General features: G+C 35.6%; 18 protein-coding genes. 10 read left to right on the top strand and 8 right to left on the bottom strand.

The genetic code is table 11. The features are described from left to right. The first annotated feature begins 13 nt into the window (after positions 1-13). From ilvB to ACJJVP_RS16510, 6 genes are all read left to right on the top strand, one after another. The gene (gene ilvB / locus ACJJVP_RS16535) at positions 14-1,747 is read left to right on the top strand and encodes a biosynthetic-type acetolactate synthase large subunit (RefSeq protein WP_405415400.1); all 1,734 of its coding nucleotides are present in this window, start codon (positions 14-16) and stop codon (positions 1,745-1,747) included. A gap of 16 nt (positions 1,748-1,763) precedes the next feature. Next, positions 1,764-2,342, top strand: coding sequence for an O-methyltransferase (locus ACJJVP_RS16530; protein ID WP_405415398.1), 579 nt, complete (start codon positions 1,764-1,766; stop codon positions 2,340-2,342). A gap of 62 nt (positions 2,343-2,404) precedes the next feature. Then, a complete protein-coding gene (ilvN, locus tag ACJJVP_RS16525; RefSeq protein ID WP_405415395.1) occupies positions 2,405-2,923 on the top strand; it encodes an acetolactate synthase small subunit in 519 nt (172 codons plus the stop codon). Between the two features lie 40 nt (positions 2,924-2,963). Then, positions 2,964-4,439 carry a ketol-acid reductoisomerase gene (gene ilvC, locus ACJJVP_RS16520; protein ID WP_405415394.1) on the top strand — a complete coding sequence of 492 codons (1,476 nt, stop codon included), beginning with the start codon at positions 2,964-2,966 and terminating at the stop codon, positions 4,437-4,439. 155 nt (positions 4,440-4,594) lie between these two features. Further along, positions 4,595-5,860, top strand: a complete 1,266-nt coding sequence (gene ilvA, locus ACJJVP_RS16515; protein WP_405415391.1) for a threonine ammonia-lyase — start codon at positions 4,595-4,597, stop codon at positions 5,858-5,860. A gap of 92 nt (positions 5,861-5,952) precedes the next feature. Continuing rightward, positions 5,953-7,539: an NADP-dependent glyceraldehyde-3-phosphate dehydrogenase gene (locus ACJJVP_RS16510; protein WP_396634709.1), complete on the top strand. Its 1,587-nt coding sequence runs from the start codon at positions 5,953-5,955 to the stop codon at positions 7,537-7,539. Positions 7,540-7,574: 35 nt separating this feature from the next. On the opposite strand, the gene ACJJVP_RS16505 is transcribed toward ACJJVP_RS16510, so the two are convergent. After that, positions 7,575-8,213, bottom strand: coding sequence for a tetratricopeptide repeat protein (locus ACJJVP_RS16505; protein ID WP_405415388.1), 639 nt, complete (start codon positions 8,211-8,213; stop codon positions 7,575-7,577). Positions 8,214-8,320: 107 nt separating this feature from the next. Then, a complete protein-coding gene (locus ACJJVP_RS16500) occupies positions 8,321-10,474 on the bottom strand; it encodes a TonB-dependent receptor (protein ID WP_405415385.1) in 2,154 nt (717 codons plus the stop codon). Positions 10,475-10,725: 251 nt separating this feature from the next. On the opposite strand from ACJJVP_RS16500, the gene ACJJVP_RS16495 reads away from it, so the two are divergent. Both ACJJVP_RS16495 and ACJJVP_RS16490 read left to right on the top strand, forming a co-directional pair. Further along, positions 10,726-11,925: an MFS transporter gene (locus tag ACJJVP_RS16495; RefSeq protein WP_405415382.1), complete on the top strand. Its 1,200-nt coding sequence runs from the start codon at positions 10,726-10,728 to the stop codon at positions 11,923-11,925. Between the two features lie 207 nt (positions 11,926-12,132). Then, complete coding sequence (locus tag ACJJVP_RS16490) at positions 12,133-13,401, top strand: serine hydrolase domain-containing protein (RefSeq protein ID WP_405415380.1); 1,269 nt, start codon at positions 12,133-12,135, stop codon at positions 13,399-13,401. A gap of 75 nt (positions 13,402-13,476) precedes the next feature. On the opposite strand, the gene leuB is transcribed toward ACJJVP_RS16490, so the two are convergent. The 5 genes from leuB to recG form a co-directional block, all read right to left on the bottom strand. Then, positions 13,477-14,532 carry a 3-isopropylmalate dehydrogenase gene (gene leuB / locus ACJJVP_RS16485; RefSeq protein WP_036153921.1) on the bottom strand — a complete coding sequence of 352 codons (1,056 nt, stop codon included), beginning with the start codon at positions 14,530-14,532 and terminating at the stop codon, positions 13,477-13,479. Between the two features lie 152 nt (positions 14,533-14,684). Further along, on the bottom strand, positions 14,685-16,202 hold the full coding sequence (locus ACJJVP_RS16480) for an alpha-isopropylmalate synthase regulatory domain-containing protein (RefSeq protein WP_405415378.1): 1,518 nt from the start codon (positions 16,200-16,202) through the stop codon (positions 14,685-14,687). A gap of 83 nt (positions 16,203-16,285) precedes the next feature. Next, a complete protein-coding gene (leuD, locus tag ACJJVP_RS16475) occupies positions 16,286-16,882 on the bottom strand; it encodes a 3-isopropylmalate dehydratase small subunit (RefSeq protein ID WP_405415375.1) in 597 nt (198 codons plus the stop codon). A 99-nt stretch (positions 16,883-16,981) separates the two neighbouring features. After that, entirely contained in the window at positions 16,982-18,394 is a 1,413-nt protein-coding gene (gene leuC, locus ACJJVP_RS16470; RefSeq protein ID WP_405415372.1) for a 3-isopropylmalate dehydratase large subunit, read from the bottom strand. Between the two features lie 106 nt (positions 18,395-18,500). Next, positions 18,501-20,606: an ATP-dependent DNA helicase RecG gene (gene recG / locus ACJJVP_RS16465; RefSeq protein ID WP_405415371.1), complete on the bottom strand. Its 2,106-nt coding sequence runs from the start codon at positions 20,604-20,606 to the stop codon at positions 18,501-18,503. Positions 20,607-20,791: 185 nt separating this feature from the next. Between recG and ACJJVP_RS16460 the strand changes: the two genes are divergently transcribed. Together ACJJVP_RS16460 and ACJJVP_RS16455 are read left to right on the top strand one after the other, a co-directional pair. After that, on the top strand, positions 20,792-22,861 hold the full coding sequence (locus ACJJVP_RS16460) for a M1 family metallopeptidase (protein ID WP_405415369.1): 2,070 nt from the start codon (positions 20,792-20,794) through the stop codon (positions 22,859-22,861). A 2-nt stretch (positions 22,862-22,863) separates the two neighbouring features. Then, complete coding sequence (locus tag ACJJVP_RS16455; RefSeq protein ID WP_036153933.1) at positions 22,864-23,778, top strand: patatin family protein; 915 nt, start codon at positions 22,864-22,866, stop codon at positions 23,776-23,778. Positions 23,779-23,851: 73 nt separating this feature from the next. On the opposite strand, the gene ACJJVP_RS16450 is transcribed toward ACJJVP_RS16455, so the two are convergent. Then, positions 23,852-24,370 carry a hypothetical protein gene (locus ACJJVP_RS16450; RefSeq protein WP_036153937.1) on the bottom strand — a complete coding sequence of 173 codons (519 nt, stop codon included), beginning with the start codon at positions 24,368-24,370 and terminating at the stop codon, positions 23,852-23,854. Between the last annotated feature and the right edge of the window lie 28 nt (positions 24,371-24,398).

Raw genomic sequence — 24,398 nt, 5'->3', positions numbered from 1 at the left:
TTGATTATTAATTATGGAAACAGTAAAAGAGAAGAAAAAAGGTACAGATTCCAAGAAAACTATTAAGATTTCTGGAGCAGAGGCAATAATTCATTGTTTGTTGGCCGAAGGGGTCGAAACAATGTATGGCTACCCTGGTGGCGCAATTATGCCCGTCTACGATGAACTATATAAGTTTCAAGATAAGTTAACGCATATTCTTACTAGACATGAACAGGGTGCTACGCATGCTGCTCAAGGGTATGCTCGTGTTTCAGGTAGAGTGGGTGTTGCAATAGCAACCTCTGGTCCTGGAGCAACAAATTTGGTGACAGGTCTTGCAGATGCGCAGATAGATTCAACTCCAATGGTTTGTATTACAGGTCAGGTTACTAGACAATTACTTGGTACCGATGCTTTTCAAGAAACTGATATTATTGGTATTTCTACTCCGGTAACGAAATGGAACTATCAAATAACCGAAGCTTCTGAAATACCAGAAGTAATGGCGAAAGCATTTTACATTGCTAAATCTGGTAGGCCAGGTCCGGTATTAATTGATATTACTAAAAATGCACAAATAGATGCTTTCGATTTCTCTTATGAGAAATGTACTGCTGTGCGTAGTTATAAGCCGGTTCCAAAACCAAAAATAAGTGATATTCAATCAGCTGCAGATTTAATCAACAGCGCCAAAAAACCATTTATCGTATGGGGGCAAGGTGTTATTCTTGGTAAGGCTGAGCAAGAGTTGAAAGCTTTAGTTGAAAAGTCGGGTATACCTGCAGCTTGGACTACTATGGGAGCTTCGGCTTTAGATACTTCTCATCCATTAAATGTAGGTATGGTAGGTATGCATGGTAATTATGGTCCTAACGTTTTGACCAATGAATGCGATTTGCTTATTGCCATAGGTATGCGTTTTGATGATCGTGTAACTGGTAATTTAGATTTTTATGCAAAACAAGCTAAAGTAATTCACTTTGAAATTGACCCTGCTGAGATAAATAAGAATGTGCATGCAGATGTCGCGGTTTTAGGTAACTCAAAAGAAACTTTAGGGTTGTTACTGCCACTAGTAAATGAAAATAAGCATGATGCTTGGCATAATATCTTCAAAGAGAAATATAAAATTGAGTTCGATACGATTATAAAGAATGACATTCACCCAACTAAAGATGGTTTAACTATGGGTGAGGTCATCGAAGAAATTAATTTGGCTTCAAATAACAAAGCAGTTATCGTTTCTGATGTAGGTCAGCATCAAATGATCGCTTGTAGATATGCTAAATTCTCTCAATCTAAAAGTAATATCACCTCTGGCGGATTAGGTACTATGGGTTTTGCTTTACCAGCAGCTATAGGTGCTAAAATGGGCGCTATGGATAGGGAAGTGGTTGCTATTATTGGTGATGGCGGTTATCAAATGACCATTCAAGAATTGGGTGTAATTTTTCAACATAAAGTACCTGTTAAGATTGTTGTTTTAAACAATGAGCATTTAGGTATGGTTCGCCAATGGCAAGAGTTGTTCTTTGAAAAAAGATATGCATCTACCGTAATGGTGAATCCTGATTTTGTAAAAATAGCTGAAGGTTATAGCATTGAAGCAAAACGAATATCTGAACGTAAAGATTTAAAATCTACCATTCAAGAAATGATGGCTTCTAAAGAACCTTATTTCTTAGAGGTTAAGGTTGAGCAAGAAGATAATGTATTTCCTATGATACCTTCTGGAGCTTCGGTTTCTGAAGTTAGATTGAAATAGCAGCAATAACAATCTCATGAACGATACGAACATACAGGACATTCCTAAAATACATACGGAGATAACTCGTAAATCTGAGGAAATCGGATTTACGATGCCTTCAGACCTGTACGTTGGTAGCTTTCTCAAAACCTTAATAGCCTCTAAACCAAATGGCAATTTTTTAGAAATTGGAACTGGTATTGGTCTTAGTCTTTCTTGGATGATTGAAGGTATGGATGCTGATTCTAAATTGATATCCGTAGATAACGATCAAGAATTAATTTCTATCGCTTCCAGTTATTTTGGTGATGATGATAGAGTTGAGGTTGTTTGCAAAGATGGAGCTGATTGGATCAAGGAATATTCAGGTGCAAAATTCGATTTGATTTTTGCCGATGCTTGGCCAGGTAAGTATAGTGAAATTGATGAGGTTTTGGATTTACTTCAGGTTGGCGGATTTTACATTATCGATGATATGACTAAGCAACCCAATTGGCCAACCGGTCATGAAGATAATGTTATTGAATTGACTGCATATTTAGAACAACGTGAAGATTTACAATTGACCAAAATGAATTGGTCTACTGGCTTAATAATGGCCGTAAAGAAGTAGTAAGGATAAATAATAATGACACCATAAAATCCTTTTTAAAAAGGAGTAGGTAATGAAAGCTTATGGAAAATCAATGGTTTACAATATCAGTATATTCAGAAAATAATGTTGGATTACTGAACAGGATTTCAGGTATATTTTTAAAGAGACATATAAATATTGAAAGTTTAAATGTATCTAAGTCAGAAATTGACGATGTTTCTAAATTTACGATAGTAGCATATACTACTGAAAAGTGGGTGCATAATATTGTCGGTCAAATAGAAAAACAAATTGAGGTTATAAAGGCATATTATCATACTGATGATGAAACTATTTATCAAGAATCAGTTTTGTTCAAAATAGCATCGGGACTTCTGTTTGACGAGCGTCAAATTCAGAACATCATAAAAGATAACAATGCACAGATTGTTACAGTATCAAGAGACTTTTTTGTAATCGCAAAAAGCGGTAGAAGAAATGAAATTGATGTAATGCATGATCAATTAAAACCTTATGGCATTATGCAGTTCGTACGATCTGGCCGTATATCGGTTACTAAAGATGAAATGAAAATTTCAGCTATACTAAAAGAATTTTAAATAGAGAATCTAAACAATAATCAAATAAAGTAAATACAAAATGGCCAATTATTTTAATACGCTATCATTAAGAGATAAATTAACGCAACTTGGAAAATGCCGCTTCATGGATTCGTCTGAGTTTGCAGATGGCGTAAATGCTTTAAAAGGCAAAAAAATTGTAATCGTAGGTTGTGGTGCACAAGGGTTGAACCAAGGGTTGAACATGAGGGATTCTGGTTTAGATATCTCTTACACGCTTCGTGATGCTGCTATAAAAGAAAAAAGACAATCTTTTGTAAATGCATCTGAAAACGGATTTACAGTTGGTACTTATCAAGAATTAATACCTACTGCTGATGTTGTAATAAACCTTACTCCAGATAAACAACATACCGTTGTTGTTAGTTCGGTAATGCCATTAATGAAAAAAGGTGCTACACTTTCTTATTCTCACGGTTTTAATATTGTTGAAGAAGGTATGCAAATACGTGAAGATATCACCGTTATTATGGTTGCTCCAAAATGTCCGGGATCAGAAGTACGTGAAGAATATAAAAGAGGTTTTGGTGTACCAACATTAATTGCGGTTCACCCAGATAATGACCCTCAGGGTAAAGGATTAGAGCAGGCTAAAGCATATGCTGTTGGTACTGGTGGCGATAGAGCAGGTGTATTAATGTCTTCTTTTGTAGCTGAAGTAAAATCAGATTTAATGGGCGAGCAAACTATTCTTTGTGGTTTGTTACAAACAGGATCTATTCTTTGTTTTGACAAAATGATCGAAAAAGGAATTAATGCTGGATATGCTTCTAAATTAATCCAATACGGATGGGAAACTATCACCGAAGGAATGAAGTATGGTGGTATTACGCATATGATGGATCGTCTTTCAAATCCTGCTAAAGTAAAGGCATTTGAATTATCAGAAGAATTAAAAGATATTATGCGTCCGTTGTTCCAAAAGCATATGGATGATATTATGACCGGTCATTTCTCAAAAACGATGATGGAAGATTGGGCAAATGATGATAAGAACTTATTAACGTGGAGAGCTGCAACTGGTGAAACTGCTTTCGAGAAAACTCCTGCAGGTAGCCAAGAGATTACCGAGCAAGAGTTTTACGATAACGGTGTGTTAATGGTAGCCATGGTAAGAGCGGGTGTTGAGTTGGCTTTTGAGGCAATGACTGAATCTGGTATTATTGCTGAGTCTGCATACTATGAGTCTTTACACGAAACTCCGTTAATTGCAAATACCATCGCTCGCAAGAAATTATTTGAAATGAACCGTGTTATTTCTGATACAGCTGAATATGGTTGCTATCTTTTTGATCATGCATGTAAACCTTTATTGACTGACTTCATGAAGGGAATTGATACTGATGTAATTGGTACTAACTTCTTTGGAGATATTGATAATGACGTTGATAATGCACAGTTAATTGCTATAAATAAGGCATTACGTACGCATCCGGTAGAAATAGTTGGTACTCGTTTACGTGAGTCAATGACAGCAATGAAGCCTATCGTATAGAGTAATTATATTTTATAGATATACCTATTGTCCGGTTGGGTGCATTCTAAAAGTTATGACCATTTATTAGGTTGTAATTTTAAAAGAAATGTTCTCAAGCGGACAATTTAGGTTTCATGCTAGTTATAATTTTTTAATTACAGAATGCAAATAATATGAAAGGGACAAAGCCGGCATATTTTCCAAAATTAGATGATGTTTTACAAGCTGCACAAACCATTTCTGAAATTTCAGAAGTAACTCCGCTAACAGATAGTATTCGTTTGTCAAAACAATACAACTGTCAAGTTCGTTTAAAGCGTGAAGATTTACAGCGAGTACGTTCTTATAAAATTAGAGGTGCCTTTAATAAAATAAGCTCCTTAACTGAAGAAGAACGGGCAAAAGGGGTGATTTGTGCAAGTGCAGGTAATCATGCCCAGGGTGTGGCATTCGCTTGCTTTCATTTAAAAATCAAGGGTACTATTTATATGCCTTCTGTTACACCAAAGCAAAAAGTTGAACAAACGAAACTGTTTGGTGGCGAATGGGTTGAAATAGTTTTGGAAGGCGATACTTTTGATGATGCCTCAATGGCAGCTAGAACTTATGGTGATAAACATGGGAAGATATTTGTACATCCGTTTGATGACCCTAAAATTATAGAGGGTCAGGCTACAGTTGGTCTTGAGTTGATTTCGCAATCAAAAATACCTATTGATTATCTTTTCGTTTGCATTGGCGGTGGTGGTCTAGCCTCTGGACTTATTAGTGTTTTTAGTGAGCTTTCGCCTAATACTAAAATAATAGGGGTAGAACCAAAAGGTGCTCCGTCTATGAAAACATCAATAGATACGGGAGAAGTAGTTTCGCTTGATCATATAGATAAGTTTATTGATGGTGCAGCGGTCAAAAAAGTAGGTAACTTAACCTATGCTATCTGTAACTATTATTTAGATAATATGATTACGGTAGATGAAGGCAAAGCATGCCAAACTATTCTAGATCTCTATAATAGAGATGCTATTGTGGTTGAACCTGCTGGAGCTTTATCTATTGCAGCTTTAGATAATTATAAAGAAGAAATTGCTGGTAAAAATGTAGTGTGTATTATTGGTGGAAGTAATAATGATATCACTAGAACGGCTGAAATTAAGGAAAGAGCATTATTATATGGAAAACTAAAGCATTATTTTATCATTAGATTCCCTCAAAGACCAGGTGCGTTAAAAGAATTTGTGGTTGATATTCTAGGACCTACGGACGACATTACGCATTTTGAGTATTCAAAGAAATCTAGCAGGGAAAATGCTCCGGCAGTGGTAGGTATAGAATTAAAGAATCCGGACGACTTGAAGCCATTGATAGAACGTATGAAATCTAACAATTTCTATGGAGAATATATAAATGATAAACCGGACTTGTTTGAATATTTGGTTTAAACTACTTTTAATACAACAGATTCAATTTCTAGTATTTTTTAGAAATCAATCTATAATTCAATTATCAATCATAGTACAAAATAGAAAATGAAATGAGCGATATTAAGATTCCAGAAGAATTTCAAATTACATCAACTATAGACCAAAAACATTATTTGGTCAACGGAGAATTAAAGGAATGGAAGGGTGAGACTACAGAAGTATATTCTACCATTTCTTCAACAAAAGAATACAAACCAACATTATTGGGCAGTATTCCAGATTTGCAAGAGGCAGAAGCTTTAGATGCCTTAGATGGTGCCTTAAAAGCATATGATAAAGGGCAAGGAGTGTGGCCAACAATGCATGTTAAAGACCGTATTGAATGTATGGAGGTTTTCGTTACAAAAATGAAAACTAAAAGAGAAGAGGTAGTTAAATTGTTAATGTGGGAGATTGGTAAATCTTTACCGGATTCTCAGAAAGAATTTGACCGTACCGTTGAATATATTGAAGATACTATTGAAGACTATAAGCAATTAGATCGTGATGCTGCAAAGTTTACGAAACATGATGGTGTGTATGCGCATATTAAAAGAGGACCTTTAGGTGTTGTATTATGTTTAGGACCTTACAACTATCCGTTAAATGAAACTTTTGCTTTGTTGATTCCTGCAATTATTATGGGGAACACCACCATCTTTAAACCTGCAAAGCATGGTGTTTTATTGATTACTCCACTTTTAGAAGCTTTTCAAACAAGTTTTCCCAAAGGTGTGGTAAATGTGTTATTTGGTCGCGGTAGAACTGTTGCTGCACCAATTATGCAAACGGGTAAAGTAGATGTACTGGCTTTAATAGGTAATAGTAAATCTGCTAATGCGCTACAGGATCAACACCCAAAGAGCAATAGATTACGTTTAGTACTAGGTCTAGAGGCTAAGAACCCTGCAATTATTTTACCAGATGCCGATTTAGATTTAACCATAAATGAATGTCTGGCAGGTACCTTGTCTTTTAACGGTCAACGTTGTACTGCATTGAAAGTGGTGTATGTTCATGAAGAAATCAGTGCGGAGTTCAATAAGAATTTTGCCAGTAAAGTAGATGAGTTGAAATTTGGAAATCCTTGGGAAGACGGAGTAAAATTAACTCCATTACCAGAACCTGATAAGGCTGCCTATATTCAAGGTTTAATTGATGATGCGCTTTCAAAAGGTGCAAAAATCATCAACAAAAAAGGAGGTAAGCATTTTGATAATTATATATGGCCTGCAGTTCTTTACCCAGTTACTAAAGACATGCGTGTGTATCAAGAAGAGCAATTTGGACCTATTATCCCTATAGTACCATTCTCTGATATTGAAGAACCTTTAGATGATATGGCAGAAAGTAATTACGGTCAACAAGTAAGCCTATTCGGTAAAGATGTTTATGCACTTTCTCCATTAATAGATACCTTGGTAAACTTGGTTTGTCGTGTAAATTTAAATAGTTCTTGCCAAAGAGGACCAGATGTATACCCGTTTACGGGAAGAAAAGATTCTGCACAAGCAACCTTAAGTGTTCATGATGCATTACGTTCGTTCTCTATTAGAACTTTTGTAGCATTTAAAGACAATGAGTTAAATACTGAAATAATTCAGAATTTATTGGAAGCCAAACTTTCTAATTTTGTGAGTACTGATTATATATTATAAAGGTCTTTAACTTAGACTATAAAAAACCTCTCCTATTAATTAGGGGAGGTTTCTTTTTTACAATTAGCACTGATCTCGTTAGCTCTTTCCAAACCAGAATAAGGATAGTAGGGTACCGTTTGTTCTTCTTCATTGAATAATACAATGGCTCGTTCAACATCTTCGCAATAGGGAGCTATAGATTTTCCGAAGAATTTAGCTGCGCCCATATCCCATTCAGCCTTACTTAATAGAACTCTTGGATTGCTTGGTGCAATTGCTAGTGCCTTTTGATAGATAGCTACATTCTCGCCTGACAAAGTCATACCGTATTTTGCACCATCAAAAGCAATGTAGGCTGTGTTCAATAGCGCATAGGTTATCATTATTTCAGGATTGTTTTCTGATATTTCCGAGGCGTTATCTAAAAATTCTTTCGCCCTTGTCAGCTTTGTATTTAATAACGCTTCGTCTTTTAACCCAAAACTGCTTACTATTTCTATCAATCCGGCATAATAGGGTGGTAGCCAATTATCGGTTTCAGCAGATGCTATTCTTTCAAATAGTTGCACAGCCTCCGTGTTTTTTTGTTGCTCCCATAAAGCAAAAGCTTCATTCATACCTTTTTCATATGGTGTTTGTGCACTTAAGCTTAGCGTAAAAATAAATGTAGCGATTAATAGTACTGTTTTCATGATGTAAAGTTTTTAGTTATTTATTGATGTTCAAATATCTTTTTATTCCGTTGTTTTTTATAAAATAGATGACCCAGTTGTAGGTTCTTGGTGTTGAATTGTAATTTTTAAAGGTTATCTAATTGGTTGTCATTTTTATTGTCACTAATAGTCCAGAAGAAACCTATGAAAAAGAAGCGGTCTGCAGCTGGTGTAATGGTTCTTCTGTCAAATAAACCATCTGTATTGGTCTGGTTAGCGTACTGATATCCATTTACATTTTTGGTTCCTAACACATTACTTACCGACACGTATAATATTTTCTGTGGACTAATTAAGTACGCGTAATTCGCATTTAATGAATTGAAGCTTTTTGCTTCCTCCGTTAAGAATCCTCCTAAATTTGGGTCTGTGTATTTTCTTCCAGATGCATAATTATAGCTGAAGCCCAATTGACTTTTCCAATCCTCGATCCATCGTTTTACTACCAAAGATGCATTGTGTTTTGATGCGAAATCTGGCGTAGCACTTGTTGGAAAATTTTGATAGTTTCTTTCCGTATCCAGGTAAGAGTATGACATCCAATACTCAGTATTTTTTATGGACTTATTATCTCTCCAGAATATATCCAATCCTTTTGCATAACCACTTCCACTGTTATTATAAGTTGAAGTAGGTAAAGCAAACGGGGTATCGTATTTTACTAAATTGCCATACTCTTTATAATATGCTTCCGCTCTGAATATTTGTTTGTTTTTTACATATTGATAATTGGCTATGTAGTGGGTTGTATTCTCAGCAGTAAAATCAGGATTATATTTTAAGTAATCGTTCTTCGGGTTTTGAAAGAATTCACCATATGCTAACGAGAATTGAGAATTTGTACCGGATTTATAGGCTAATGATAATCTGGGTGAAAGATTAAATTCTTGTAATAATTCAGAATATTCTGCTCTCAATCCAATCTTGGTAGCCAGTTTTTTCGAAAAGAAAATATCTGTTTCTATAAAGCTGCTGAATATATTATTATCAAATTCGTAATCGTCTTCAAAATTAGAATCTTCGAAGTTCTCTGTGAAGTTTGTTGCGAAATATTCTGCCCCAAAGTTTAATTTATAGCGACTAGAAAAGAACTTTTTGAAAGCTAATTTTAAGTGTGCTGAATTTTCATTGTCTGTAATATCAGAAGTATTGTATTTAATTTCTGAGTGGTCATTGGCAAAACTAATACCTGTGGCAATGCTCCAATCCTTTTCTAAAAAGTCTTGATAAGACGAGTTGATGTAAAGATTTCTATTTTTTAATCCGAAGCGTATACCATCAGCTACATTAATGTCTTCTTGTGTTAGATCAAAGTCTACCGAACTGTATGCTCCATAAACTTTTAAAAGTCCGTCGTTATTAAATTTATATCTATATACCGCTTCACCACCTACAGATTCTACCGGCTTGTGCCATTCATTATTATCAGGATACAGTTTTTGATAAGGAGCTAAATTAATGTAGGACGTATTTAAGCTAAGCGAACTTTTCTTCCATTTTTGAGTATTCCCTAATCCAAGTCCAACGGTCATAATGGAAATTTCAGTTTTCTCTTCTTGTGGTTCGTTTATACTATTTAAAAGTAAAACACTTGATAAGGCTTGTCCGTATTCAGCTGAATATCCTCCGGTAGAAAATGTAATACCCTTAAATAGAAATGGAGATAACCTACCTCTTGTTGGTATGTTGTTTGCAGAAGGGGAGTAGGGTGTAAATACACGCATACCGTCTACAAAAATTTGTGTTTCTTCTGCGTCACCACCTCTAACGAATAACCTTCCGTCTTCGGCAACATTTGATGTTCCCGGTAATGTTTGCAAAGCGCCAACAAAATCCCCTAAAGCTCCTGCTGTGGTTACAATATCTAAAGGTTTTAATGCGGTAACCTTGGCGTTGTCGCCAGCATTGAACGTTCCGGCATTTACGGTTACGGCATCTAGGGTATTCACATCATCTTTGAGTTTTATGGTTATGGTATTGAGCTTCGTGACATCATCTGCTTTAGAATAAGTCTCAAATGAAATGGAAGACGCAATTAATGTTTGTAACCCGGTTGCGGTTGTTTCAAATGTAAATGTGCCATCTTCAGTGGTGGCAGTACCGTCATAAGTACCTTTTAGATATACACTTGCTCCCATAATTGGTGAGCCTTGTTGATCAATAATTTTACCCGAAATTGTTGTTTGCGAGAATACATTGAAACATAAAAGTGTAAGTAATAAGAATAATAGCGTCTTCATTGTTGATTATATTTTGATTGATATCACAAATATGAATCGTAATTGAAGGTTTGAATAAATTGATTTTCTCAGTTGTAGAATTTCTATACTGAATTGTAAAAACTGAATATATTTGCTAATTCACACGGTTAATTATTAACATAAATATGGTAATTCATGCGTGTTTTAACCGGGATATTGGTTTTAACTTTGTCTTTTTAAAATTGATCGAGAACCTATAGTATATATGTTAAACTTAAAATTTATAAGTTATGGATGCTATTAAATCAAATAAGAAAGCATTATTTGCTTTAGCCATCGGTGGTTTTGGAATAGGACTTACCGAATTTGTTATCATGGGAATTTTGACCGAAGTTTCTGGGTCATTAGGAATAACCATTCCGCAGGCTGGTCACTTTATTGCAGCTTATGCATTGGGCGTTGTAGTAGGTGCACCATTATTAACAGGCTTAGGTTCTAAGCTTACGCCTAAGAAAATGCTGTTCTTATTAATGATATGGTTTACAGTATTTAATACCTTGTCCGGACTTGCCACAGGTTATACCAGTTTGTTGTTTATGAGATTTTTATCTGGTATTCCGCACGGTGCTTTTTTTGGTATCGGTGCTGTAGTAGCTACAAAATTGGCAAAAAAAGGCAAAGGTGCGCAAGCTATTTCAATTATGTTTTCCGGGCTTACGGTAGCCAATGTTATTGGAGTGCCTATTGGTACTTATTTAGGGCAGCAGTTCAGCTGGAGTGTTTCTTTCTACCTAGTAGGCTTTGTTGGTTTATTGGCTTTAGGAAGCATTTACCTATGGATGCCAAAAATTGAAGTAGACGAAACCGTAGAGAAAGTAAGTGTTTCTAAAGGATTAAAGAATACTGAACTTTGGGCATTAATTGCATTGACCACTATAGGTACAGGCGGATTCTTTGCTTGGTACAGTTACGTAGCCCCATTAATTACGGATGTTGCTGGTTTGCCAAACCACTTTGTTGGTTACGCTATGATGTTAGCTGGCTTAGGTATGGTAGTTGGTAATTTTTTAGGTGCGAAGATGGCAGAGTTATTTTCACCCTTGAAAGCGGTAATCATTAGCTTGTCGGTTATGTGTGGTATTTTATTATTGAATATGATTATTGCTACTAACCCTTATTTATTAATGGTATTGACTTTTGTTATTGGAGCAATTTCATTTACGGTAGCCACGCCTATTCAGATGGCGATAATCAATACTTCTAAAGGTTCTGAAATGCTGGGTTCTTCTATGAACCAAAGTGCTTTTAATATGGGGAATGCATCTGGTGCTTATTTAGCCGGATTACCTATCGCATTTGGCTACGGAATTATTTACTCTAGTTTAGTAGGCGCTATTTTAGCTTTTTCCGGTGTTGCAATCGCTGTAGCTATTTTGATAGTTAGAAAAAGAAAAGAAATTAAATATAGAAAAATGGCGATGAGCTGTTAGTCTTTATTTTATAAATTTTAAAAAAGGAACTTCAAATGGGGTTCCTTTTTTTTTTTTTTGTCTAAATATTCAGCCGTATGCTTATTTTTAATTTATTTTCTTGCCTTGTAATCAGTTGGTTTGATTGTTAAATTTTTCATTTTATGTAGTTCATCGGTAATTTTATCCATTTTATCACGTTGTTAGAGTACCAAAACTTACAATGCTGTGTCACGTACCAAACTATTTCTGGGAGCCATAATTATGGTTCTTTTACTTTTTGTTCTTACGGCTTCCTCATTTAAGCCAGAGCATTCAAAAGCTATTATTTCAAACCCCAATGCCGTAAAAACTCTTGCGGAGAAAATGGAAATCAAATTATATAACATACGTCAAAAAGCACTGAAAGATGCTTTAACCGATTATTTCAATAAAGCTATTTCAGCTGGTGATATCGTAGGAGCAGGGGTAAGTATAGTAAACGGTGATTCCGTTATCTTATCCGATGGATATGGTAAGCGAAGTTCTAATGGTAGTGAAACGGTAGACGAGGAAACCTTATTTAGATTAGGTTCTATCTCAAAAGGCTTTACCGGTGTTTTAGCAGCTAATTTAGAAAGCGAAGGTAAATTACACCTTAATGATAAAGTGGCTGATTATTTACCAAATTTCCATTTTGGTAATCAACAGAATACTCAAAAAATAGAAGTGGCACATTTACTTTCTCACACTACAGGAACTCCATATCACAGTTATACAGATTTGGTAGAGGCGGGTTACACAATGTCATCGATTAGCGAAAAATTCGATAAAATAAATCCGATAGCCGAACCGGGTTCTCAATATAGCTATCAAAATGCCATGTTTTCTGTTTCACAAGAAGTGATGTTGAAAGCAACAGGAAAAGATATTCAAACGCTTTTAGAAGAAAAATTCTTTAGACCTTTGGGTATGACTTCTGTGTCTATGGATCATAAGACATTAATGCAAAATGAAAATATTGCGCTACCACATATTAGAAGAGGGCATCGATTGAGAACAGTTTTGCCAAGAGATAACTACTATAATGCTATCGCTGCCGGTGGTATCAATGCAAACTCTGAAGATATGGCTAAGTGGATGCGTTTCTTATTAGGTCATAATCCTAATGTAATGTCCAAAGAAGATATGGCTCAGGTATTTAAACCTTTCGTTGAATTAAAAGGACATCGCAAGTACTATCAAAAATGGCCGGGACATGTGAGTTCAGGTTATGGATTTGGTTGGAGAATACACACTGTAAAAGAGAATCAGAATGCCCATGAGGAAACTATTTGGCATCATGGTGGTAGTGTTAACAACTACAGAAATGAAATTGCACTTTTTCCAGATTCGGATTTGGGTATTTGTGTACTAATCAACGGACCATCGAAATTGGTTAAAACCGTAATTCCTGATTTACGTGCAATCGTTAAAGGTATTTATGAACAAGAAATTGAAATAGCTACAAGTATTTAAGTACATTGTAATTATCAGATATAAAAAATCCCTTTAATCAATGATTAAAGGGATTTTCTTTTTTAAGTATATTTCTTAAATGTTGCTGGCTAACCAGTCGCCAACTTCACTTGTTTTATAACTTTTACCACCATCGGCAAGATCTTCAGTTACATAACCTTCTGCTAATGATTTGTTTACTACGCGTCTAATTTCTTCTGCTTCTTCTGTCATATTCATGTCTTCAAAAAGCATGGCTGCTGAAAGTACTGTAGCTAACGGGTTAGCGATGTCTTTACCAGCTGCTTGTGGATACGAACCATGAATAGGCTCGTATAAAGAAACATCACTACCTACAGATGATGAAGGCATAAGTCCCATAGAACCTGCAATTACAGATGCCTCATCAGTTAAAATATCTCCGAACAAGTTCGCCGTTATGATAACATCGTAACCTTTTGGCCATTGAATTAAGCGCATTGCAACCGCATCAATGAATTCATAAGTAACTTCTACTTCTGGATAATCTTTTTCCATAGCCTGTACAGTCTCTCTCCAAAGTCTAGAAGATTCCAATACGTTGGCTTTATCAACACAACATAATTTTTTAGAACGCTTCATAGCGAAATCAAAGCCTTTTTTAGCTAATCTTTCGATTTCAAAACGTTGGTAGGTCATAGTGTCAAAGGCGGTATTACCGTCATCTTTTCTTCCACGCTCACCAAAATATATACCACCAGTTAATTCACGAAGAATTATTAGGTCGGTACCTTCAATACGGTCTTTTTTTAGTGGCGACTTTTCTATAAGAGAAGGGAATGTAAATGTTGGTCTAACATTGGCAAACAAGCCTAATTTCTGTCTCATCTTCAATAAGCCTTGCTCCGGACGAACTTTTGCAGAAGGGTCATTATCAAATCTAGGATGACCTATAGCTCCAAAAAGTACTGCATCAGCATTTGCACATATTTCATGTGTCTCATCTGGGTAAGGTTCACCAACGGCATCAATGGCCGCTGCACCTGTAAGAGCAGGTTTCCAAGTAATATGGTGCTCATATTTTTTTGCAATGGCATCACATACTTTTACTGCTTGATCAATAACTTCAGGACCGATACCATCACCGGCCAATAAGGCAATATCTAATTTCATTTGATGTGTTTGTATGTTGCTCGTATCTGGTCATTGCGAGGTACGAAGCAATCTGTTCAATTTAATTTCAATTTTATCTTTTATATCACTTATTAACTTATCATGGCTCTAAGTAATAAACTATTTTAGCGCATAGCATCCACCGCATTGCGCTAAATGATATTCAACATTTTTTCGGTAGCTTTAATCGCACTAACCGTTTGGTCAGAATCTAAACCTCTTGATGTAAATTCTTTTCCATCCAATTCCCAAGTAATAACCGTTTCGCATAAAGCATCAGAAGTACTTCCTGGGGGTATTCTTACTGCATAATCCGTCAATTTTGGTAATGCTATTTTCTTGGCTATATATACTTTTTTTAATGCATTCATAAATGCATCATATTGTCCGTCTCCTTGCGCATGTGCTTCAATCACTTTTCCATCAATTTCAACAGATAGGGTAGTGGAAGGCATTAATCCCATAGCATGGGTAAGTACATATGATTTTATAAATACTTTCTGTTTATAATCAGCAGTATCCAAAACATCGGAAATAATAAAAGGAAGGTCATCTTTTGTAACACGTTCTTTTTTATCTCCTAGTTCAATAATACGTGCAGTAACTTTTTTTAATTCCTCATTGTTTAAGGTTAAGCCAAGCTCTTGCAGGTTTTTTTGAATGTTAGCCTTGCCAGACATTTTACCCAATGCATACTTACGTTTTCTACCAAAACGTTCTGGCATTAGGTCACTGAAATACAAATTATTTTTACTGTCGCCATCGGCATGTATACCGGCGGTTTGGGTAAATACATTATCCCCTACAATAGGTTTGTTCGCTGGTATGGTAAACCCTGTAAAGGCAGATACCAGTTTACTTACTTTATATAAAGAGGTCTCGTTTACATTAATTTCAACCTCTGGTAGAAAGTCATTAATAACTGCTACGGCACTTGCCATAGGTGCGTTACCGGCTCTTTCTCCCATTCCGTTCACAGTAAGGTGTAAACCATGGCAGCCAGCTTTTACAGCTTCCATAATATTAGCAACACCCAAATCATAATCATTATGACCATGAAAATCGAAATGTAAACTTGGATATTTTTGCACTATCTCAGACAAATACGCATATGTTTCGGTGTGCGTTAAAATGCCTAATGTATCTGGTAGCAATATTCTTTTAACATGCTGAGTGGATAGAAAATCTAGAAACTCAAATACATATGCTTTAGAATTTCGCATTCCGTTACTCCAATCCTCTAAATAGATATTATTGATAATACCTCTTTCTGTAGCTTGTTTGAAAATATCAGCTATTTCAGAAAAATGTTGCTCGGGAGTTTTCTTTAACTGATACTTTAAATGGTTCATGGAACCTTTGGTCAGTAAATTTTGAGAAATCGCTCCAGATCTCTGCATCCAATCTAATGAAATACCTCCATCTACAAAAGTTAGTACTTCTACACGTTCTAAATAACCTTTTTCACCAGCCCATTCGGTAATCTTCTGAACAGCTTCAAGCTCTCCATCAGAAACGCGAGCAGATGCGATTTCAATTCGGTCTACTTTCAGTTCTTCTAAAAGTAGTTTTGCCAAGGTCAGTTTTTCTGATGCAGAAAAGGATACGCCTGAAGTTTGTTCACCATCCCTTAGGGTGGTATCCATTATTTCTAACTTTCTTTTTTTCATGTGTTCTAAATGCCATTTTTCGATTTGAAAAATGGCATTGGGTTAGTTAACGTAAATGCTTTGTATTGTTTTGATATATGAGTTTATAGCGGAGTACTCTCTGCGAATGTTTCAATATCTTTTTTGATGTTCAATAAATAATCAATATCATCAAAACCGTTAAGCATGTTGTTTTTCTTGTAGCCGTTAATATCAAAAGACTCACTTTCGCCTGTTGATAGTAAAGTGATTTTTTGCTCTTTTAGATTAACCTCTAACTCTGTAGTTGGGTCTGCTTCTGTAGCCTCAAAGATTTTCTGTAAAAATTCGGCACTTACCTGTACAGGTAATACACCGATGTTAAGACAGTTGCCTCTAAAGATATCTGCGAAGAAACTTGAAACTACACATCTGAAACCGTAATCATAAACGGCCCAAGCAGCATGCTCACGAGATGACCCTGAGCCAAAGTTCTTACCACCTACTAAGATTTTTCCGCTGAATTTATCTTGGTTCAAAACAAAATCTTCTTTCAAAGTATTGTCTTGATTGTAACGCCAATCTCTAAATAGGTTATCACCAAAACCAACACGTTCAGTTGCCTTTAAAAATCGTGCAGGTATGATTTGATCTGTATCTACGTTTTCTATTGGTAAAGGAACCGCAGTTGATGTTAATATGTCGAATTTATCGTATGCCATTTTTTATAGCTTTTTGCTTCTGGCGTATTGCCATAAGCTTGTATTATTATAATTGTTACAGTGCTAAAAGCCAAGGGCTAATAGCGAAAGGTAAACTTGTTACACAAGTTCTACCATTAATTCTCTTGGGTCGGTTACTTTACCGGTAACGGCAGCTGCAGCAGCAACTAACGGACTAGCCAATAAGGTTCTAGAACCAGGTCCTTGTCTTCCTTCAAAGTTTCTGTTAGATGTACTTACCGCTAATTTACCAGCGGGTACCTTATCGTCGTTCATTGCCAAACAAGCAGAACAACCAGGCTCACGAAGCTCAAAGCCAGATTCGGTTAAAATATCAAGAATTCCTTCATCTTTAATAGCAGCCTCAACTTTATGAGATCCAGGTACTAACCATGCCGTAACATTGTCAGCCTTTTTTCTGCCTTTTACGATAGAGGCAAAAGCTCTAAAATCTTCTATACGACCATTGGTACAACTTCCAAGAAAAACAAAATCAATTGGTTTACCCATCATGCTATCACCTTCATTGAAATCCATATACTTCAATGATTTTTGATATGTAGTAGCACCACCTTGTACAGCATTTGCCATAGGTATGTCATTAGAAATTCCCATTCCCATACCAGGGTTAGTACCATAGGTGATCATAGGTTCAATAAGTGAACCGTCAAAAGTCAATTCCTTATCAAAAATGGCGTCTTCATCTGTATATAATGTTTCCCAATATGCCATTGCTTTATCCCAATCTGCACCTTTTGGAGTAAACTCACGACCTTTTACATATTCAAATGTTTTTTTATCAGGAGCGATCATACCACCACGGGCACCCATTTCTATACTTAAGTTACAAACCGTCATACGACCTTCCATACTCATATCTCTAAAGATCTCACCTGCATACTCAACAAAGTATCCTGTTGCTCCAGAAGTGGTTAATTGAGAGATGATAAATAGAGCAACATCTTTAGGAGTAACCCCTTTGCTCATTTTACCGTTAATATTGATACGCATTCTCTTTGGTTTAGGCTGCATAATACATTGTGTAGCCAATACCATCTCAACTTCAGAAGTACCAATACCAAAAGCTATAGCACCAAAAGCACCGTGTGTAGAAGTATGTGAATCTCCACAAACAATAGTAGCACCTGGTTGGGTAATACCATATTCAGGACCTACAACGTGTACAATACCATTTTTTACATGACCTAATCCCCAATAAGAAATACCATATTCATTGGCATTTTCTTCGAGCATTCTTAACTGGTTTGCTGAAAGTGGATCTGTAACCGGTAAATGTTGGTTAATAGTAGGAGTGTTATGGTCAGCTGTTGCAAAAGTTTTTTCAGGGTGCATAACAGGAATATTTCTGTTCTTAATACCTAGAAAAGCAACAGGACTTGTTACTTCATGAACCATGTGTCTGTCAATGAACAGTACATCTGGACCATCTTGTATTTTATGTACTACGTGGGAATCCCACACTTTGTCAAATAATGTTTTTGTTGCGCTCATATTCTTTCTAATGTAAGTACGACAAATCTATTAAAAACAAGGGTTTTTTAGAAATTAACACTCTTGAAAATTACGATGTTCAACGGGAAAGTTGTTAAAAATACAACTAACTAATATACGTCCAGATATTCTTATGCTTTACCAACTGGGCATACATATGTCTTATAATTAGATTCTCTGGTTTACTTAATGAAGGGTCTTCTTTAAGTAGCTGTAATGCGTAGAAGCGAGCAGATTTTAGAATATCATTATCCTTTACGATATCGGCTATTTTAAGATTTAGAAGTCCGCTTTGTTGCGTACCCATAATATCTCCCGGACCACGTAGTTTTAGATCTACTTCTGCAATTTCAAAGCCGTCATTGGTGGCGACCATGGTCTCTAATCTAGTTTTTGAATCACTAGATAGTTTATGGCTCGTCATTAGAATGCAAAAACTTTGATCTGCCCCGCGACCTACACGACCACGCAATTGATGTAATTGTGATAGACCAAAACGTTCGGCACTTTCAATAATCATTACCGATGCATTAGGTACGTTGACACCAACTTCTATAACCGTTGTGGCTACCATAATTTGAGTTTGGCCCTGTACAAAACGGTTCATTTCAAACTCCTTGTCCGCCGGTTTCATTTGTCCATGCACAATGGATATTTGATATTTAGGCTGCGGAAAATCGCGGGCAATACTCTCATAACCATCCATTAAATCTTTGTAGTCCATAGCTTCGGACTCTTGAATTAATGGGTACACCACATATATCTGTCTGCCTTTTTCAATTTCATCACGTATAAAACGAAAAACCTTTAATCGGTTTCCGTCATACCTATGTACGGTTTTAATTGGCTTACGACCAGGTGGTAATTCGTCAATTACAGAGATATCCAGATCACCATATAAACTCATGGCCAAAGTTCTAGGTATGGGTGTTGCGGTCATTACCAGTATATGTGGCGGAAATTCATTTTTATGCCACAATTTAGAACGTTGGGCTACACCAAAACGGTGCTGCTCATCAATAATCGCTATTCCTAAATTCTTATATTTTACTTTATCTTCTAGAAGGGCATGGGTACCAATAAGTATGTTGAGCTCTCCGTTTTCTAACTGTTCGTGAATTGGTTGACGTGCAGATTTCTTTACGGAACCAGTAAGTAAGGCGCATGTAATCTCAGTGCCTTCCAGCAATTCAGAAATGCCTTGAAAGTGTTGATTGGCTAGAATTTCCGTTGGCGCCATTAAACAAGCTTGAAATCCGTTATCGATTGCTAATAGCATGGTCATAACGGCAACAATGGTTTTTCCTGACCCTACATCACCTTGTAATAAACGGTTCATTTGGGCATTACTGCCCAAATCTGATCGTATTTCTTTGATTACCCGTTTCTGTGCTCCGGTAAGCTCAAAAGGCAATTTATTATTGTAGAAATCCTTAAAATACTCGCCAACTTCACTAAACGGAAAACCTTTGATTTTTTTCTTTCTAGAAACGTTTTTGCCAATAAGCTGTAATTGTATGTAAAAGAGTTCTTCGAACTTTAATCTCCATTGCGCTTTTGCCAATAATTCCTGACTTTTAGGAAAGTGAATATTGAACATAGCTTCGCTCTTGTTTATGAGTTTTAGGTCATGCAGTAATTTATCTGATAAGCTTTCGGTGAATTTTCCGTTGATTTCTATAAAAAGCTGTTGCATCAGTTTACTGATAACTTTATTGTTGATGCCTTTATTACTTAGCTTTTCAGTAGATGGGTAAACGGGTTGCATATATACCTTAGTACCTTGTTCATGTGCTTTCAAGGGTTCCATCTCTGGGTGTGGCATTGAAAATGTACCGTTGTACCAATTACATTTTCCAAAAATGACATAGGGTATATTTAGTTTTAAGTTCTCCCGTAACCACTTTTGACCACGAAACCAAACCAATTCTATTTCTCCGGTATCATCTTTAAAACGGGCTACTAAACGAGAACCTCTTTTTTGTTCTACTGTTTTTAAATGAACGATTTTGCCAATTATCTGAACATCTGCACTGCTACGTTGTAATTGACTTATTTTATAATATTGGGTTTTGTCAATGTAACGGTTAGGGAAAAGATTCAGCAAATCTTGGTAGGTGCTTATCCCTAATTCGGACTTTAAGGTTTCTGCCCTGTTTGGACCAACACCTTTTAAGTACACTACGGGAGTTTGCAAGAAGTTTGCGTTCATGGCACTAAAATAGGGATAAGCCCTTAATCCCCAAAGGGGAAAATATCATTACTGCTCTTGTAAATATGGTTCTAATGGTAACTAACGAATTAAGTGTTGTTTAGCATCACATTCAATTCAGGTAAAGGTTAGGGAAGTGCTCCCCAAAACAGTAAATTTGAAATGTTATTTGTTTGGTTTGCTGTATGAAGAAATTAATTTTCACCTTTTTTTTATTCTTATCCCTCTATGCTTTTGGGCAACATCAAGATAAAGTAGACTATATTAAGGCTAAGGTTTACCTAAGCCCAGTACCTAAAGAAAAAACGATTAAAGGTGGTGTAATCTATCGTTTTAATGTGTTACAAAATGTTGACTCTATATTCCTTGATGCAAAGAATATGGATTTTTCAAAAGTAGAACTTGACGGAAAAAAGATGGATTTTAATGCCACAGAAAAGATCATTTCCATTAAACATAAATTTGAAAAGGGAGAATCGCACAAACTGTTTCTTGAATATGTGACAAAACCCAAACAAACGGTCTATTTTATTGGTTGGGATGATGATGTAGAAGACAATGAGCAGATATGGACGCAAGGACAAGGAAAATACACTAGCCATTGGCTTCCTAGTTTTGATGACATGGAAGAAAAAGTAGAATTTGATCTTACTATTGAAGCCGATAAAAAATATCAAGTCATTGCGAATGGTAATCTACTTTTAAAAACTAGCAATGACGAAGATGATCCTATTTGGATATTTGACATGAAAAAACCAATGAGTAGTTATTTGTTGGCATTTGCAATGGGTAATTATGACAAACAAGTATTGACAACTGAAAGTGGTGTAACCATTGAAAACTATTATTATCCTAATGATAGTCTAAAAGTGGAACCCACGTTTAGATACACAAAACGGATATTTGATTTTTTAGAAAATGAGATAGGTGTCGCTTATCCTTGGCAGAATTATAAGCAAGTGCCTGTACACGATTTTTTATATGCAGGTATGGAAAATACGAGCGCTACTTTTTTCTCTGACGCTTATGTCATTGATTCCACTTCGTTTATAGATAGAAATTATGTAAATATCAATGCCCATGAGCTGGCGCACCAATGGTTTGGTAATTTGGTTACGGAAAAGAACAGTGAGCATCATTGGTTGCATGAGGGTTTTGCTACCTACTATGCCTATTTGGCTGAAAAAGAAGTCTTTGGAGACGATTATTTTTATTGGAAGTTATTTGATACGGCAAAAGTATTAAGTGATATCTCAGAAAAGGGAGAGGGGCAGAGCTTGCTTAACCCAAAGGCTAGTAGTCTTACATTTTATGAAAAAGGGGCTTGGGCTTTAGCTGTATTGAGAGAAGAAATAGGGGACTCCGCATTTAAAGAAGGAATAGAAACATACCTAAATAAATATCAGTACCAAAATGTGACTGTTGCCTATTTTATTGCTGAAATGGAAAAGGCGAGTGGAAAGGAATTGAATGAGTTTAAGGAGCTTTGGCTAAAAACGGAAGAATTTCCTGAAGAGATATCTAAGGATTTTTTGATGAAAAAAAACGCTGCAATAAGAAAGTTTTATAATCTAAAAAATGATGATGCCAGTACTTTTATATCTTCTGAAATTTTAAAGGATTCTGAACTTAGGACCCGATTAAAACTTGAAATACTTGAGTCAAAGGATAGTATATCTGAAATAGAACTTTCTAAATTAATTGCTAGTGACGATATAAAAATAAGACAATTTGCAGCACAGAAAATGGGTGAAATTTCTGAGGAGCTAAAAGAATTTACAGAGCCACTATTGTTAGATGATAGTTATATAACCAATGAGTTAATGCTTTATAATCTTTGGAGTAGTTTTGATTATGATAGAGGTATTTTCTTAGAAAAAACAAAAAATATTGTTGGGTTGCCTAATAAAAATGTCCGTTTACTTTGGTTAACATTAGCATTGTTTACGCCAGATTATAGACCTACGGAGAATGTTTACTTTCATCGGGAGCTTGTTGGTTATACAAGCCCTATTTATAATCCAGAAATACGGCAAACAGCGTTTCAGTATTTATCTGAAATTAAAGCCCTCAATGACGATGCCTATATTAATTTGATAAAGGCGACCAATCATCATTCTTGGCAGTTTAGAAATTATGCCAGAAAGTTATTTGATGCACTTTGGAGCGACCAAGAACAGAAAAAAGAAATTGAAAAGATTGTAAATCAACTAAATTCATCAGATTTGCGTTATCTTAAAACGAAATTAAATTAATAATGAAAGCATTAGTTATTTCTGGTGGTGGTAGTAAAGGTGCCTTTGCTGGTGGCGTTGCCCAATACCTTATTCAAGAAGAAGGAAGAAAGTATGATATTTTTGTTGGTACTTCTACCGGTAGTCTACTTATCTCTCATTTGGCATTAGGTAAGCTAGATAAGATCAAAGAAATATATTCTAATGTTAATCAGAAAAGTATTTTTAATAATTGTCCGTTTTTAGTCAAGAATATTCGTGGTAATGAAGAAATTTCAATTAATCATTGGAATGTTTTTAGAAATTTCATGACTGGGAAAAAGACTTTTGGTGAGAGTGAAAACCTGCGTAAGCTAATAGAAAACAGTTTAACTATTGAGGAATTTGAAACCTTAAAGAACGGAGATTCAGATGTTGTTATTACGGTGTCTAATCTGTCACTAAATCAAGTAGAGTATAAGTCTATTAAAGATTGTACATATGAAGATTATTGCGATTGGATATGGATTTCAGCCAACTATACACCGTTCATGAGTTTGGTACGTAAAAATTATTGTGAGTATGCTGATGGTGGTTTAGGTAGTATTGTGCCCATTGAAGAAGCTATAAAAAGAGGAGCAACAGAAGTAGATGTGGTGGTTTTACATACTGAAGTTAACTATATGAACAGGGTAGCCTCACGTAATCCATTTGAGTTGATTACAACAATGATGAGTTTTATTTTAGATAGAATAGAACATCAGAATATTAGAATAGGAAAATTAGTTGCCAATCAAAAAAATGCAATCATCAATTTGTTTTATACACCTACAATTTTAACTACCAATTCTTTGATATTTGATAAAGCAAAAATGACACTGTGGTGGAAGAGAGGGTATTTGTATGCTAAAAATAAGAACGAAGAAACAAATCCTATAGAACCAAATGAGCATGAATAATGCTTTTACAACTACAAACAAAAAATGCTTTCCATATGGAAAGCATTTTTTTTATTTCATTATATTTTTAATTCTACCATAAATCACCAATCTCTCTTTTTACAAAAGAAAGGGCAGTAGCTGAGGGTGATGTTTTATCCATAGTTTCATTCAAAATATCTTCCCTTAATTTATCTGCAGTTTCAGTATTACTCATTGCTGCTTTTCTAATCATTTGGATAGTAGCGCTTTTTGCTGCTTTAATTACGTTCCAGCATTCATCTGTCATATAGATTTGCTGAGAAAGGTTGTGGTCAAATTCCGTTTCAACACTTTTGATCAACAAATTTTCATAGGCGTTTTTGTCATCACTTTGTGGTGATACACGAACTACTAAACTTGGTATTGCAATGCGTTCTAAGAACAAGGCCATTCTTTCGTATGCTTGTAAACGCACTGGTAATGTATCTTTCTGAGAATCTTTATGTAAAAGAAAACGTCTTCTTCCTTCTTCATTGTTAGTGTGCATTCTAAAGAAATAGAAGGCAATGGCACCTGTAACGACAGAAGGTATCAAATAAGCGAAAAGTTGAAAAATTTGGTCGGAGTTCATTTTTTAATTAGTTATTATTTACGAAATA

Source organism: Maribacter sp. Asnod1-A12 (assembly GCF_045063735.1).
Classification (GTDB): domain Bacteria; phylum Bacteroidota; class Bacteroidia; order Flavobacteriales; family Flavobacteriaceae; genus Maribacter.
Note: the sequence above shows the minus strand (reverse complement) of the source record. Positions and strands in the feature narration are given on the sequence as shown.

What these genes read in the sequence shown, in the direction of transcription:
- ilvB (WP_405415400.1), top strand. Translation starts at nt 14, where the DNA reads ATGGAAACAGTAAAAGAGAAGAAAAAAGGTACAGATTCCAAGAAAACT.
- ACJJVP_RS16530 (WP_405415398.1), top strand. Translation starts at nt 1,764, where the DNA reads ATGAACGATACGAACATACAGGACATTCCTAAAATACATACGGAGATA.
- ilvN (WP_405415395.1), top strand. Translation starts at nt 2,405, where the DNA reads ATGGAAAATCAATGGTTTACAATATCAGTATATTCAGAAAATAATGTT.
- ilvC (WP_405415394.1), top strand. Translation starts at nt 2,964, where the DNA reads ATGGCCAATTATTTTAATACGCTATCATTAAGAGATAAATTAACGCAA.
- ilvA (WP_405415391.1), top strand. Translation starts at nt 4,595, where the DNA reads ATGAAAGGGACAAAGCCGGCATATTTTCCAAAATTAGATGATGTTTTA.
- ACJJVP_RS16510 (WP_396634709.1), top strand. Translation starts at nt 5,953, where the DNA reads ATGAGCGATATTAAGATTCCAGAAGAATTTCAAATTACATCAACTATA.
- ACJJVP_RS16505 (WP_405415388.1), bottom strand. Translation starts at nt 8,213, where the DNA reads ATGAAAACAGTACTATTAATCGCTACATTTATTTTTACGCTAAGCTTA.
- ACJJVP_RS16500 (WP_405415385.1), bottom strand. Translation starts at nt 10,474, where the DNA reads ATGAAGACGCTATTATTCTTATTACTTACACTTTTATGTTTCAATGTA.
- ACJJVP_RS16495 (WP_405415382.1), top strand. Translation starts at nt 10,726, where the DNA reads ATGGATGCTATTAAATCAAATAAGAAAGCATTATTTGCTTTAGCCATC.
- leuB (WP_036153921.1), bottom strand. Translation starts at nt 14,532, where the DNA reads ATGAAATTAGATATTGCCTTATTGGCCGGTGATGGTATCGGTCCTGAA.
- ACJJVP_RS16480 (WP_405415378.1), bottom strand. Translation starts at nt 16,202, where the DNA reads ATGAAAAAAAGAAAGTTAGAAATAATGGATACCACCCTAAGGGATGGT.
- leuD (WP_405415375.1), bottom strand. Translation starts at nt 16,882, where the DNA reads ATGGCATACGATAAATTCGACATATTAACATCAACTGCGGTTCCTTTA.
- leuC (WP_405415372.1), bottom strand. Translation starts at nt 18,394, where the DNA reads ATGAGCGCAACAAAAACATTATTTGACAAAGTGTGGGATTCCCACGTA.
- recG (WP_405415371.1), bottom strand. Translation starts at nt 20,606, where the DNA reads ATGAACGCAAACTTCTTGCAAACTCCCGTAGTGTACTTAAAAGGTGTT.
- ACJJVP_RS16460 (WP_405415369.1), top strand. Translation starts at nt 20,792, where the DNA reads ATGAAGAAATTAATTTTCACCTTTTTTTTATTCTTATCCCTCTATGCT.
- ACJJVP_RS16455 (WP_036153933.1), top strand. Translation starts at nt 22,864, where the DNA reads ATGAAAGCATTAGTTATTTCTGGTGGTGGTAGTAAAGGTGCCTTTGCT.
- ACJJVP_RS16450 (WP_036153937.1), bottom strand. Translation starts at nt 24,370, where the DNA reads ATGAACTCCGACCAAATTTTTCAACTTTTCGCTTATTTGATACCTTCT.